The organism is Bacteroides sp. 1001302B_160321_D4 (genome assembly GCF_015667765.1).
In the GTDB taxonomy this organism is placed as follows: domain Bacteria; phylum Bacteroidota; class Bacteroidia; order Bacteroidales; family Bacteroidaceae; genus Bacteroides; species Bacteroides xylanisolvens.
The window spans coordinates 39,029-53,434 of the sequence record NZ_JADPLO010000049.1; the positions used below are offsets into that span (position 1 = coordinate 39,029).

At 45.3% G+C, this 14,406-nt stretch carries 13 protein-coding genes and 2 pseudogenes; all 15 read left to right on the forward strand.

The window, feature by feature from the left end:
* Positions 1-7 precede the first annotated feature (7 nt).
* Positions 8-256 carry a hypothetical protein gene (locus KFO40_RS17965; protein WP_008766331.1) on the forward strand — a complete coding sequence of 83 codons (249 nt, stop codon included), beginning with the start codon at positions 8-10 and terminating at the stop codon, positions 254-256.
* Positions 249-746, forward strand: a complete 498-nt coding sequence (locus tag KFO40_RS17970) for an N-acetylmuramoyl-L-alanine amidase (protein WP_008766332.1) — start codon at positions 249-251, stop codon at positions 744-746. Before KFO40_RS17965 ends, KFO40_RS17970 begins: the two co-directional genes overlap by 8 nt.
* The gene (locus tag KFO40_RS17975; RefSeq protein ID WP_008766333.1) at positions 746-1,249 is read left to right on the forward strand and encodes a hypothetical protein; all 504 of its coding nucleotides are present in this window, start codon (positions 746-748) and stop codon (positions 1,247-1,249) included. The genes KFO40_RS17970 and KFO40_RS17975 overlap by 1 nt, the downstream gene beginning before the upstream one ends.
* On the forward strand, positions 1,246-1,524 hold the full coding sequence (locus KFO40_RS17980) for a LysM peptidoglycan-binding domain-containing protein (protein WP_008766334.1): 279 nt from the start codon (positions 1,246-1,248) through the stop codon (positions 1,522-1,524). The genes KFO40_RS17975 and KFO40_RS17980 overlap by 4 nt, the downstream gene beginning before the upstream one ends.
* The gene (locus tag KFO40_RS17985; RefSeq protein WP_008766335.1) at positions 1,524-2,372 is read left to right on the forward strand and encodes a hypothetical protein; all 849 of its coding nucleotides are present in this window, start codon (positions 1,524-1,526) and stop codon (positions 2,370-2,372) included. Before KFO40_RS17980 ends, KFO40_RS17985 begins: the two co-directional genes overlap by 1 nt.
* Positions 2,362-2,850, forward strand: a complete 489-nt coding sequence (locus KFO40_RS17990) for a hypothetical protein (RefSeq protein WP_008766336.1) — start codon at positions 2,362-2,364, stop codon at positions 2,848-2,850. The genes KFO40_RS17985 and KFO40_RS17990 overlap by 11 nt, the downstream gene beginning before the upstream one ends.
* Positions 2,843-3,685, forward strand: a complete 843-nt coding sequence (locus tag KFO40_RS17995) for a hypothetical protein (RefSeq protein WP_008766337.1) — start codon at positions 2,843-2,845, stop codon at positions 3,683-3,685. Before KFO40_RS17990 ends, KFO40_RS17995 begins: the two co-directional genes overlap by 8 nt.
* A gap of 6 nt (positions 3,686-3,691) precedes the next feature.
* Positions 3,692-9,982 carry a hypothetical protein gene (locus KFO40_RS18000; RefSeq protein ID WP_211146661.1) on the forward strand — a complete coding sequence of 2,097 codons (6,291 nt, stop codon included), beginning with the start codon at positions 3,692-3,694 and terminating at the stop codon, positions 9,980-9,982.
* A 1-nt stretch (position 9,983) separates the two neighbouring features.
* A complete protein-coding gene (locus KFO40_RS18005) occupies positions 9,984-10,775 on the forward strand; it encodes a hypothetical protein (protein ID WP_008766339.1) in 792 nt (263 codons plus the stop codon).
* Positions 10,776-10,797: 22 nt separating this feature from the next.
* Positions 10,798-11,610 carry a DUF1566 domain-containing protein gene (locus KFO40_RS18010; RefSeq protein ID WP_211146662.1) on the forward strand — a complete coding sequence of 271 codons (813 nt, stop codon included), beginning with the start codon at positions 10,798-10,800 and terminating at the stop codon, positions 11,608-11,610.
* A gap of 145 nt (positions 11,611-11,755) precedes the next feature.
* Positions 11,756-12,136: a four helix bundle protein gene (locus KFO40_RS18015; RefSeq protein WP_008766341.1), complete on the forward strand. Its 381-nt coding sequence runs from the start codon at positions 11,756-11,758 to the stop codon at positions 12,134-12,136.
* Positions 12,137-12,150: 14 nt separating this feature from the next.
* Complete coding sequence (locus KFO40_RS18020; protein ID WP_008766342.1) at positions 12,151-13,572, forward strand: reverse transcriptase; 1,422 nt, start codon at positions 12,151-12,153, stop codon at positions 13,570-13,572.
* Positions 13,538-13,813 carry a hypothetical protein gene (locus KFO40_RS18025; RefSeq protein WP_008766343.1) on the forward strand — a complete coding sequence of 92 codons (276 nt, stop codon included), beginning with the start codon at positions 13,538-13,540 and terminating at the stop codon, positions 13,811-13,813. The genes KFO40_RS18020 and KFO40_RS18025 overlap by 35 nt, the downstream gene beginning before the upstream one ends.
* 135 nt (positions 13,814-13,948) lie before the next feature.
* A pseudogene (locus KFO40_RS18030) lies at positions 13,949-14,167 on the forward strand (hypothetical protein); the annotation flags it as partial.
* Between the two features lie 24 nt (positions 14,168-14,191).
* Positions 14,192-14,406 (forward strand): annotated as a pseudogene (locus KFO40_RS25745) (hypothetical protein); the annotation flags it as partial.

Below are 14,406 nucleotides of genomic sequence, written 5' to 3' on the forward strand. Positions count from 1 at the left end.
ATGTATCATGAAAAGACTACACGTACAGTTATGGATCGCAGTTTTCCTGTCCGTATCCGGAATGATCCTGCTGTTTTGCGGATTTTGGGTAGTACCTACGGGACAGATTGACAACTCGGTTTTAGTCGCCTATGGCGAAGTTTCGACTTTTGCAGGCGCACTCTTCGGAGTTGATTACAGGTATAAATGCAAGTATAAGAAATACATTCAAGGAGAAGACGAAACAGAAAATAAGGAGGAAAAGAAAGATGAATAAACCTACATACATTATCATTCATTGTTCTGCAACACGCGAGGACAAAGATTTCACAGAGAAGCAAATTAATGATTCACACGTAGCCCGTGGCTTTGGAAAATGGGGATACCACTATTATATCCGGAAAGACGGTCGCGTGATTCCCATGCGTGCGGAAAACGAAATCGGGGCACATGATAACTTTATCGTTCCCGGTGAGAAAACCAGTTATAACCGATGTTCAATCGGTATCTGCTATGAGGGCGGACTGGATAAGAACGGCAAGGCAAAGGATACCCGGACGGACGCACAGAAGAAAGCGATGCGCGAGCTCGTTCAGGACATCTGCCACCGCCACGACATTATTGATATCCTCGGGCATCGAGATACCAGTCCGGACAAGAACGGGAACGGCATCGTCGAAAAATGCGAGTGGATGAAAGAATGTCCCTGCTTCGACGTAAAGAGTGAATTTACCTCATTTTTACCACCTGTAATCGTTCGACCGTAATGAAAAAGATACTCGTTTTTTTACTCACAATCGTGGTGCTGTCCGTCTGTTCCTGCCGATCGTCCAAAACGGACACGACCGTCCATCAGGATAACACGGAACAGAAGCAGACGGAACAGGAAGAAGTTTCTACAGACAAAGCGCAGGTCAGCGTAAACAAGAATGTTGAGCGAATGATCGAGATGATGCAGCAAATGGAATTCAACTGGCAGAAGACGAACTATTCGCCACCGGATTCGACCGGGAAACAATACCCGACCTCCACGGAGACAGCGACAGGAACGTCTACCAGACAGGAGAAAGAAACCTATAATGAACAACTTCAGGTACAAATACAGGAAATTCAGGAAACCCTGCTGACATTGAAGGAGCAACTGGAAAAACAGGAGAGGAATGATACAAAGGTCGTTGAAAAGGTCGCGTACATTCCTCCGTGGGCAAAAGCCGTAATAGCAGCCTTTTTTATTGCATTTGTATTTTTTATTTATAAAAATGTAAGATGAAAACTGTAGTACAAGCCGGACAAACCCTGCTGGACATAGCCGTGCAGGAATATGGTACAATCGAAGCGGCTTTCATGCTTGCCAGGACGAACGATATGGGCATAACGGACACCCTACAAGCCGGACAGGAAATCGAAACCCCGGAAAAGGTCTATAACAGTGAACTGGCTGATTACTGCCAGCGGAACTCCGTTTGTCCGGCTACTTCTGAAACCGCCTCAAATGCGGTACGATTGAGAATTTTCACCGAACAGTTTACCGAACAATTTAAGTAATGGCTAGAACAATCGCAGAAATAAAGAAAGAAATGACGGATGCCTATATGTCAAACAGCATTATCCGTGACCTGTATGGCATCACGGGTGATGCCGACTTTGATTCGGTGTTTTCCCCCGTATCAATAGAAAGTACCCTGTTTTACATTTTTGCGGCAACAGCGCACGTCATAGAGCAAATGTTTGACCAGTTCAAATCGGACGTGGAGGAACGGATTGACGCCAATATCATACCGACCGTGCGATGGTATCATAGCAGTGCGCTGGCTTTCCAGTATGGTGATCCGCTGGTCTATGATCCGGAGAAATACCAGTTCCGGTATTCCGTTATCGACAAAACCAAACAGCTTGTCAAGTATGTGGCAGTCAAAGATCGCGGAGGAAGTATTCAGATACTCGTGTCCGGAGATGAGGGGGGACTTCCTTGTCCTTTGACCGGGGACGTTCTGACGGCATTTAAAAGCTATATGAATTCGATCAAGATTGCCGGGGTAATCTTGTCGATACAGTCAATTCCGGCAGATGACATCCGTATCAACGCGACCATAGAAGTCGATCCTATGGTTATCAACGCTTCCGGTATCCGCCTGACGGATGGTAGTAAACCAGTACTTGCCGCCATCAACGATTATCTGAAAGGTATCGAGTATGGCGGTAAATTCAATAAGACAAAACTTGTTGACGCGATACAGAGGGTTGAAGGCGTACTGGACGTCGAACTTGGAGAATGTGCCGCAAAAGCGGCATCCGCTACGGAATATAACGTAATTAAAAATAATAACTATACGGCTGTAGCCGGGTGCTTCATCCTGAACAGCCTTGAAACCTCCCTGACTTATGTGGTATGATTTTGACATTATCAAATACGCGCAGTATGTGCTTCGTCCGTCATTGAGGAAAAGGAAGATATTTGCAATCATATCCATCTTCCTTCTCCCTTTAATCTTCATTTACACCCTGTTTAAAAGCTACCGTAAACAGGCTATCAACAAGCTGAATATAAACGGTCAGGTGATATATATCGAGAAAGTGCTGAACGACAGGTTTTTCTTGAAAAACAGGGAAATATACATCACTGATATTGCGGGAAAAGAATCGTACCTGTATCACCGCAGGGAAGAGCAAATCCCGTCCTACCTGTATAAACGGGGTGAAGGAGTGGGAAAGAAACACATCCAGCAGCGCGGTGAAGGGAACTATTCGGGAAATTACATGGTGAACATACCGTCGTTCCTGTCAACGTATGAGAATGAGATTAAAAACTTGATTGACTATTATAAACCAGCCGGACGAACCTACGTCCTTAAAATATACGAATATGAATAAACTGTTATTTAAAGAAGGCGGACAGCCATTTTATTTGGATGATTTGGAATTTATGCAAGAATCCACAGCAGACGTATTGAAAGCCATTTGTTCCGGGATGAAACTGGGAGAGAAACATATTCTGTTAAGCGATCCGGTCAGCACGGAAATCCTTGGTTCCAATACAGTGTATACTATTGTCGGAAATGGATATATCGTGATAGGTGATGAAGTTTATCCGATAAAACCGGATATTCTTACTGTGCCTACATCACAACCAGTATACTGGGTGGTTGTTCAGGAAAAATTTCAAAATGAAATATTTGCGGACAATTCCGAAGCGCAAGTATATGAGCGCAGGTATGTAAAACTGTCAACAACATATACAAAGTCAGATATGTATGTAGGCAGAAATGATGTAGTAACATTCAGGAACAAAATATTGGCTATTGTCACAGATTATTTGGACAAGACCATAATAGAAAAGGACATGAAAGCCCAGTTATCCCTAAGTGAAGTCGTTTCCGGAAAAGCAGAAATCATATACCGGGCAAAACAGACGGGCAATGAAACTGTCTATTTTAATATCTTGGCTGCTGCCAATACAGGAACTTCCATGATAGCTCCTGAAGTGAACGGCAAACGGAGATTATGTACATTTGATTCGTCTGTAAAGAATATTTCCGGAGTGTTCAGTCTATCGATGTCGTATGCAGATTCATGGGATAATCCACAATCAATGATTGTTCAACTCACATTCGATAACGGCAACTGTTATATAGCTTCAGCAGATGGCAGCCCACTTGTCCAAATGCCTGCAAGTACTATTTTAATCGAGGATACATTAAAGATTTAACTGATAATGGCAACAATATACGAATTAAAAAGACGGGCACAGGAACTTTCGGCAAAGAAAGATTCCTTATCCATATCACCTGAAGAAGTGGGCGGCTTGATTGATGAAACGCTGGATGTCATCAACGAAGCGGAGAAAAACCAGATCGGGTTGGGGATTCGTAACACATACACCACCGTCGCGGAGATGAACGCGGACAGTACTTCCCCGGTCGGTTCTGACGGAAAGCCGTTGAAATTCGGTCAGATCGTGACGGTGTATGACGAGAATACCCCCGATGCAGTCGACAATGGTAACATCTACGCCTTTCAAAATCCGGGGTGGAAACTTGTCTCAACGACAGGCAACCTTTCCGTATATGCAAAAAAAGAAGATGTAGAAACGGCAAAGAATACGGCTGATGCTGCACAAAAGAAAGCCAACGAAGCTGCGGAATCCGCTAAAAAAGCGAATGAAAATATCGGAAAGCTGTCCGATAATATCGGCACGGAATCGGAAAGCGAAGACGGGACAGTATGGGGTAAACTTAAAAGCCTTTCTGACGATGCCGACAGCACATCACAGGACGTGTCTTCATTAATGGTAGATTTCGTACATCACTCAACAGAACGCTTCGACGAAATAGTAACCGACTCTTCCATTGTGCTGGAGCAGTCCAGTGCGCCTACTGAAGACGGTAAAATTGTATTTCTCGCCAGTCTGGGTAAATTTGCCTGCTTCGTTGACAACAAGTATTATCCAAGCTGGAAAGGTGTTGATGCCTATATGAATACCGACCGCACACACCCGCACGAGAATAAAATATACCTGTTCGGCAACAAGACCTACATCTACTTTGCCGGGGCTTTGCTTTCTGCCGACTCCGACGCGATACAGTTAGCCGCGTCTGCGGACTTGGCTGCAAAAGCGGCAAAGAAATCGGCTGAAGACGCACAGGCTACCGCGTCTTCAGCATTGTCGCTGGCTAACAAAGCCCTGTCCGTTATCAATGTCAACGAAATATGTGGCGGCTCTGTCTATTCCTTGTCCGCAGCCATTGCCGCAATTACGGAAAGGGAGAATGCGGATAATGTCACTTACCGCAAACCGGGTATAGTATTAACCTATAAAGTTGCTGATGGTGAATGGGAGTCAAAGCAGTTTGCCGGATCATCCCTTGAAGGCTTTGCCACAGAAGCGAACTGGACGGACTTCGGTGGTGCTGGTGGCGACATGACGGGCAAAGGCGCAGTGCTGCTGGTCGATGAAATTGCGCCATTATCAAACGGATACTATATTCTTCAAACGGCTATCGATGCCCTGACAGCTTACGAGACGGCAAATGAAACGGAATGCATCAAACCCGGTGTGGTTATCATCTACCGCACCGGAAAGGAAACATTCGAGTCCAAACAGTTGTGCGCGTCCCGTGCCGATTATAATGACTTGGCGGCATGGAACGACTTCGGTTCTGCCGCTGGGGGAACAGTCGAAACCGATTCCGAAATCATCAAGGACAGCGTGAACCCGGTAGCAGGTGGTGCGGTCTATGATGCCATGCCCGTCGACGTGGATGGCGAACAGGCGGAAGACGGAACGGTGCGTGTGTACATGAAGGACGCGGAAGGGTTTCCGCTGGGCGACGGTTTCACCTTTGCAGTCGGAACTGGTGGCGGTGGGGGCGTTGCCGGGACAATCGTGTATATCTATCCGCAAAAGACCTCCCTGTATGCCGCACTCGGAACTGACGACCTGACAATCAGGCTTGCGATCCTGTCACGTACCGGATCGGGTGAAATGGTTTCATACAACAATATCGAAACCCTGCAACTGAAAGACAAGTCAACGGGGGAAACGCTTGAAACGTTCAACGTGAACCGGGAAAGTTCCCCGTCAGATACGGACTACACTTTTGCGATTTCCGTTAAAAGCTATTTCAGCGAAGCGATGAACCGCAAGTTTGTGGTCGTTGCCACCGATGACGGGGGAAATACCGCGCAGAAGACAATCAGCGTCACGGCTGTAAACCTGAAACTTTCCCGTGTATGGGCTTTGTACAAAACATTGCAGGAAGGTTCGGGACTCATCACCATGACGGACGTGTTCAAACTGTCTTCCGCCAATAAGTCAACCGTTACGGCACATATCAAAATAGGCGACGAATGGAAGCTGATCTCACAAACCAGCGTGGCTTCCACACGCTCACAGGACTTGCAAATCAACGTTTCGTCTTTGGGACTGAAACATGGTGCATATACTGTCAGGATTGTCGCACAGGACGTGGAATCGGGCGTATGGTCGAACTACCAGTTCTTTGATGTGATGATTGTCAACCCGTCAAGTCTTATGCCTATCGTGGCGCTTGCGCATTCCGAAGAAACGGAAACGGCATGGTCAGTCAAGAAGTATGCAAACCTGAACATCGAAGTGGCGTGCTATGATCCCAGCCATGTCGCTACCGATGCCCATGTCGAAATACACAAGGTCGCGAAAGTTGCCAATACCTCTACCGGAGACAACAGTGAAACCGATACAGTGCTGACTACCGTATCAGTAGGACGTAACAGTACATTCAATCTGTCCACCCGTGTCGATGGCTTTACTATTGCGGACAATATCAGGAATACGTTGGGTATTTACGGGAAATGCGGTGCTGGGGAAAGCAATACGATTGAGTACTCCGTTAACAGTTCCGTCATTGACATCAATGGTGATTCCAGCTATATGATTTATTTCAATCCGGCAGACAAGGACAATTCGGATCAGGACAAGTCATGGCTGTACGGACTTTATGAAATGAAGCAGAACGGGTTCAACTATTCCACGAATGCCTTTGTCACCGACAAGAACGAAGGGAAGGCGTTCAAGGTTTCGGATGATGCCACCGCATTGTGTACTTATCGTCCCTATAACCGTACCAACATTGAGCAGACCGGATCGACTACCATCATCAAGATAAAGACGCAGAACGCTGCCGATCCTGACGCGAACGTCGTGTCATGCTGGGACGAAGCAAACCAAATCGGGTGGCGTATCACTTCAAAATGTGTGTACTTCAAAGCACTCGGAACTGAACTGATCGAACGGTATTTCAAGCCGGGCGACATCTACGAGTTTGCTTTCGTCATTGAAAAGGCAAATGCGGAAGAGGACGGCAAAGGCTATACCAAGCTATATTGTGACGGTGACCTGATTGGCGCATCCAAATATACGGCAGGACAAAGCGCGATCAAACAGTCCGAACAAATCAGCTTCTCCGGAACAGCCGGGGAACTGTATATGTACCGCTTGCTCTCCTGGGAAAAGGAAATGGCGGACGAACAGATTAACGATGAATTTGTGATCGGTAAATCTGATACGGACGAAATGATCGCTTTGAACAAAAAGAACGATATCCTAACCGACAATAAAATCGACCTGAACAAAGCACTTGAAATGTGCGACTGTCTGGTCGAAATGCCACACGGGGACTATAAACTTGAAACGCTTGACAACGTAACGGACACGTCCACCAAGATATATACAGACCTGTATCTGTTCTGCAAGGACAAAGGTATGAGTCTTATTTTCGAGAACGTGGAAACGACCAATCAGGGTACGACATCCGCCTTCTATCCAACCTATAAGAACAGGAAATACAAGCTGAAAAAGGCAATTATCCGTGCGATGTATCCGGAACGGGCTCCGCAGGCTTTGCTCGACGCGATTGTAAACAAGAAAATCATTTTGCGTGGTGAGACTATTCCATTCGACAAGGTTTGCCTGAAGGTCAACTATGCATCACCCGACAAGGTAAACACCCCGATTTCCCGTATCAATAACGATATGCAGAAGGCTTTGGGCGAGGAATATATGACCCCAGCGCAGAACGCGTACTATGCGGATGAAAACAACACGCTGGACTTGCGTACAAGTATTGACGGTAACAGTGTGCTTGTCTTCAAATCAGATACCGGAAATATCAATGACGCGTACTTTTGGTGTCGCGGTGACTGGAACATTGACAAGGGAAATCCACCGACTTTCGGCTTCAAGGATGTTCCCGGCTACAATGCCGACTGTTTGAGTTATGGCGACTTCACCGACCTTCCGGACGTGACGGAATCCTATTTCATGTCCCATGCTGACGACTACGATCAGGATACGATCTACATGCTTTCCAAATCGACGGACGCTTCGTACAAGTTCATGGAATACGTCGACGGGGCATGGAAAAACACTACCGGAACAATCTCTTTCAACGGCAGGAAAACGGTCGTTACCGGACGTGTCCTGAATCCGGTTGAATGTGTTGAAATGCTTGATTATGAAGGTATGTGCATCTTCGATGATATCGACAACTTCATGACTATGCAGTCGACGCACAGCAAGTGGGTGAAAGGCTTGTACGGTGCGGAACTGTCAACGGAAAGCCTTGTTCCCAAATGGACGATGTTCTTTGAATTCCGTACACCGGACGATGACGGCATGAACCTTGCCTATGCGCTTGGAAAGAAGACACCGTACCACTGGAAACAGTTCTGCGAATGGGTGTATTCATGTAACCCGAAGAACCGTATGGCAGGCGGCAAAATCAGTATCAACGGTGCACAGGTCAGCGATACGCTCGAAAACCGATACCGGAAGCTGGTTGAGGAAATGGACAAGTATTGCAGCGTGGCTTCTTTCCGCGCATACCTAGTCCGTATCCTGTATCATTCAGGCGTCGACCAGTTATCGAAAAACAGCATGTGGGCTTTGTACCTCTGCCCGGACGGTATTTACCGTTGGTACATGAACCACGATTATGATTCGGACAGTACGAACGGAAAGAATAATTCCGGTATCTTCAAACTTCCGTATAACGTGATGCTTGACAGCGTCATGGAGGGGGAAAACGTATTTGCCGGACGTATGAGCGTCGTTTGGCAAGGCATGTGGCGTTATGATCAGGTCGGACTTGCAGCGACCGCGGAGAAAATCCGCACATCGCGCCTTCCGGGTGGCGAGTCCGCTTTCTCCTACGAAGCCGTTCTGCGTGAATCGGAAGAAAAAGACCACCTCTTGATCCCTGCGATCGTCGCTTGCCGTGATTCCGTGGCGAAGTATATCACCAATCCGGGCGGTCAGGCGTTCAACGTGATCTCCGGTATGGGTATCCCTTACCGCCATTACTATGTGTCTGCCCGTTATGACTTCCTTGACGCTTATTTCGGTGTCAGCACGATCCTGAAGGCGGATAATATGTGCATGTTCCGCGCCATCGGTGAGGACATCAATATCGAAGTGACCGCAAGCGAGCAATGGAAATTGTGGGCGGGCTTCAATACGCCAGCCGCACAACAGGGGGCATGGGCGGAAGAAGACGGCTCAAAGGTGACATTCCATTTCGACGGTTCAAACTCATCGAGCGCGATCTATATCATCGGTGCATCGAAGATCAAGTCTTTGGGTGATTTGAGCACTGTCAACATCGACGGTACACAGGCAAAAGACTTCACTACGTTGATCCGTGTCGAGGAACTGGTGTTCGGCAGCAAACGCGAAGGATATGCCAACAATAGCGTCACAGACCTCCCGCTTGGTGAAAAACCGTACATGAGACTCCTGAACGTTGAGAACTTCAAAAAGCTGGTATCTCTTGACCTGACCGGGGCAACACGCCTTTTGCGCCTGTTGGCATACGGCAGTTCCCTGCAGATTATCAATTTTGTAGGCGGCTGTCCGGTTCAATATGCGGAACTGCCGACCACCATGACACAGTTCAAGTTGATGAACCTCGATAAGTTGAGCTATAAGGGGCTGAACGCGGACACAGGCATCGTTGTTGAATCCATGCCGAACATCACCACACTGCGCGTGGAAAACTGCCCGCTTATCGACGTTGTAAAGATGATCCGCGACATAATCGATTCGCAGGAAGGTAATGTCGTATTCCGCCATATCCGTATCACAAACCGTGATTTCATCGGGAACGGTTCGGAAGTGCTGGAAATCCTGCAACTCGGTATCGGGGGACTGGATGAAAACGGTAATCAGGTAGAGAAGCCCGTACTTACCGGGAACTATCTGCTGGATGAAGTCATCGAGAACTCGGATATAGAAGCGATCCGGAACGGCTTCGAAGGTCTGACCGTCAGCACCATAATCGACGCTTATATCAAGATCATCGACTGGTTTAATGCGGAAGCGTATGGCGGAGAACCCTATTATCCCGAAGTCACATTGGATAATGTGGGTGAAATCATGGACTATTATAATGGTGAAACCTATGAAGAATACCTTCAACGGTTTGCGGAAGAAAATATGGATATTAACGATATAGTAAACAGCAAATAACATGAGTACAAAAGAACAGAGCGCAACCCTGCTGCGTCTCAATAAACAGGAACAGGTAAAAGCCTTGCAGGCGGTAGGCTTTGCCGACATTACGGAAAACTCGCGTGCCAGCGAGTTCCCTAACCGGATAAAGTGGGCTACCGGGTTGCTGGACATGCGGGTGGCATGTAACCGGATTTCCGATAATTCCAAATGGTATTTTACCCGTGAGGAGTGGAACTCGTTGACTCCTGCCAACAAGTTGAAGTTTATCCGTCGTGGTTTGTGTATCCGGGCACATTCGCAGTCTTTTGTCATTGCGGCACAAGAGTGTTATGCAGCTGACTTGTCTTCCAGCTTCTATTGGGGCGGTCTTGGTAAAGCGATTGACGGGCTTTCCGCAAAGATGCTGGGCAAAATGTACACCTGCTTCACCGGGAAAGAAGATACACGCCTGATCCTTGATGCCCTGAAAGGGACAAATTCGAACGGTGTGGAAGGCGCACCCGCTGCGGAAGCTGCCGTAGCCTATAAAGCCTTCACACTCGATGGCGACGGTCTGGAGGATGATACTGAATGGTTCTTGCCTTCTTCCGGACAGATGATGATCATGTATCGATACCGTGACCAAATCAATGAAATGCTGCGTGCATTTTGGAGCAGTGACAGCATGTTCCTGACGGACAAATACTACTGGACGAGCACGTACTATGATACGACAAATGCATGGACGTGCAATTTGAATACCGGGCACATGAACGTACAGAATAAAAATACAAGCCTGTTGCATGTAAGGGCAACGGCAGAAGAGTAATCCATTAAAACAGTACATATTTATGACAGACAAGAATAATGAAAGCGCATTGCTTTTGCGCATGAATAAAGAAGAACAGGTATCTGTTTTGCAGGAGATCGGTTTTACCAACGTGAACGAAAATACGCCTGCCAGTGACATTGCAAAATATATCAGATGGGCTGGCGGGCTGCTTGACCTGTCCTTTGCCACAATCCGGATCGAAGACGGTGTCAACGTGTTCTTTACTGCTGAAGAATGGAATTCCCTTAGCGCAAATAACCGTTCAAAATACCTGCGTGTAGGTGTCCGTATCCGTGCGGATCGTCGCCAGTTCGTCATAGCGAAAAGCGACTGCACTGACGATATAGGCGGGCGTACTTTCAAATGGGGGGCATACGGTACGGACATCCGTGGCGTTAAGAATTACGGGAACGGTAATCAAGGGCTTTATGAAACGGCAGACGGAAAGCAAAATACTGATGCTATCATAGAAGCCACTGCAGGAGTCAAGGATAATTCCGGTGTCGTCGGTGCACCAGCCGCAGAAGCAGCAAAGAACTATAAGGCTTGTACGCTTGAACTGGACGGACTTGAAGACAAAACCGAGTGGTATCTTCCCAGCGAAGGAGAACTCATTACCATCGCCAAATATAAGACCGAAATCAATGAGTTATTATCCTCTGTATCAGGTAATCAAAATATAATTACAGCCGACTGGTATTGGAGCAGCACCGAATACGACGCCTCGAGCGCGTGGTACGTGAACATGAGCTACGGCAGCGTGCACACGTACAACAAGACCACCGCAGGCAGGGTTCGTCCCGTTTCCGCAATAGATTCTTTATCTCTTTAACTCTTTATCTCTTAGATAGTTACGTTTAATTAGCCCCGGTAGGGGCTTTTTAAGTTTTAAAATTCTGAAAAAATGAGTGTTAATAGTTTGACAATCATTAACTTTGCGGAGCAAAAGAAAAATTTTAAAAATATCAAAAATTAACATGGGAAAAGCAGAGGACAGACCAGTCTATCAATTAATGTATCGGTTATTAATGTTGATACTTGATGCAAGAGACAAGTTTCCGAAGAATTACAGGTACGAATTCGGTACGGAACTTATGATGTCCGCCCTTCGTTGTTGCGAGTTGATCCGTTATGCAAATTCAAGCCTTCCGCGTCGAGTGGAATACCTGAACGAATTCCTTGTTAAGTTTGATACATTGAAACTCTTATTAAGGGTATGTCGAGACCGGAAACTGATCAATATTCAGACGACAGCAGACATCATTGAGATGATTACGTCGATTGAAAAGCAAATTATAGGGTGGCGTAATTTCACCGCTTCCCAGGAAAAGACAGCTTCCGTAAAGCCAGAGCCATAATCTTCACGGAGTTTATGGGAGAGCAATCTAATTTATCTATTGGGCATTCCCCCGGTGATGAACCGGGAAAGACTAAGACAGTGAATGCTGAATCCTCGAACGCGTGGTACGTGAACATGAACAACGGCAACGTGAACACGAACAACAAGACTAACGCAGGCAGGGTTCGTCCCGTTTCCGCAACAGATAAACCGATCTATGACATACCCTTATCTTCCATCGTGCATGCATTTGACGTCTGTTGCAAGAATAAACGCAATACAGATGACTGCATAGAGTTTTCGTTTGAATATGACACGGATTTGGTTGCCGTGTGGGATGCTATCAGATACGGTCGCTACGAACCTGATTATTCAAAATGCTTCATACGGAAAAAGCCCGTTCTTCGTGAAATTTTTGCTTCCGCTTATGTTGATCGTGTAATACAACATTGGGCTGATCTACGCCTTGATCCTATTTTGGAAGAGCGTTTTCAGGCACAGGGAAATGTTTCAAAAAATTGCCGTATTGGTGAAGGAGCACTTTCGGCTGTTATCTATCTGAATGGGATGATCATGGAAGTCAGTGAAAATTATACGAAAGACGCATACATTTTCAAGGGTGATTTCAAAAGCTTTTTTATGTCAATGTCCAAATCCCTGTTATGGGAAATGATCGACCTGTTTATCCGGGATAACTATAAAGGCGACGATATAGAGTGTTTATTATATATATTGCGCACTGTTATCTTTCACCAGCCACAGTATAAATGTTATAGGAAATCACCGTTACATTTATGGGATGAGTTGCCTCATGATAAAAGTTTGTTTCATGCTGATCCGGATCATGGTTTTGCCCCCGGCAGTCTTCATGCGCAGAAATTCGCAAATTTTATCGGTTCTTGTTTTGATTACTATGTTTCCGAAATACTGGGAATCAAGCATTATGTGCGTTTTGTGGATGATTTCGCCTTTGTAATGCGTAATAAAGAAGATATTCTAAATACTGTTCCTTTGCTTGACAGTTACCTGAAAGAGCAGCTGCTTCTTAAATTACATCCTAAAAAAATATATATACAGCATCATTCTAAGGGAGTTTTGTTTGTAGGGGCATTCATTTTGCCCGGTCGAATTTATATTTCAAACCGTGTTGTCGGTAATTTATACGATGTAATCAGCAAATATAATAAAATAGCGGAGGAAGGCTTTGCGGAAGCACACGCGGACAAATTTGTTGCCACCCTGAATTCCTACTATGGATTAATGAGGCATTTCAATACGTACAATCTAAGACGGAAAGTGGCGAAACGTATTAATCCTGCATGGTGGGAATATTTTTATGTTCAGGGACATTGGGAGGTTTTTGTGTTGAAGAACGAATATAATTTTAAGAAACAATTAAAAAAACAAATAAGAAAAGGCAATGCGAAAAAATATCTTACCCCGGAAATTGGCTAAGCCGATCGAACAATTATCCGATGGAACATGGATAATACGATATGCAATACAATCCATTGACAGAACCGATAACGAAGGAAACGAACTGGTGACATTTGCCAGTTCCATATTCCTTGAAAAACCAACGTTGGAAATGATAAAGAAAAGTATTCATAGATATGCAATGAGCGTTCTTGATGATGAGGATGTTCTTCCGCTTGTTGCCAATCCTGATTTATCAGTTTACATGATCATAGATTAAAATTAAAGCCTGTTTAAACGATGATTAAACAGGCTTTAATTTTGCACCAAAAATCACATTTTGTTTTATGTTAATATGTGTTTTAATGACACATTTTGTTTTTCGGTCGGGAATTTTTTGATTTGGCGATTGTAGTATATCCGTTTGAAGACGATTGATTTAGGATATCAACTTCCAAAGAAAGTATTACCTAAGTATGTAGATAACATTCGTTTCTATGTGAATGCTTATAATTTATTGACATTTACAGGTTATGATAAATATCAGCAAGATCCTGAGATAAAAACTAATACGGCGGGTGATGCTTATATGAATCAGCGTGTAGTGAATCTTGGTGTACAATTGACATTCTAATTTAATGATTAAATGAACATAAATATGAATAGATATAAAAATGGAAAGATCTTCTCACTTTTTTTGATGTGTGGAATATTAGGAGCTTGCGATAAATTTGAAGCAATTCCTTTGGAATATAAGAGTACTCCATTAGAAGAAGCACAAGAAGAGGTTTTAAATGGCTCAGTTGTAATTCTTGGGGGATTAAGTTTAGTCAATTCCCTTCATGCATATACCTTTGCTAGCCTAAAAAGGAA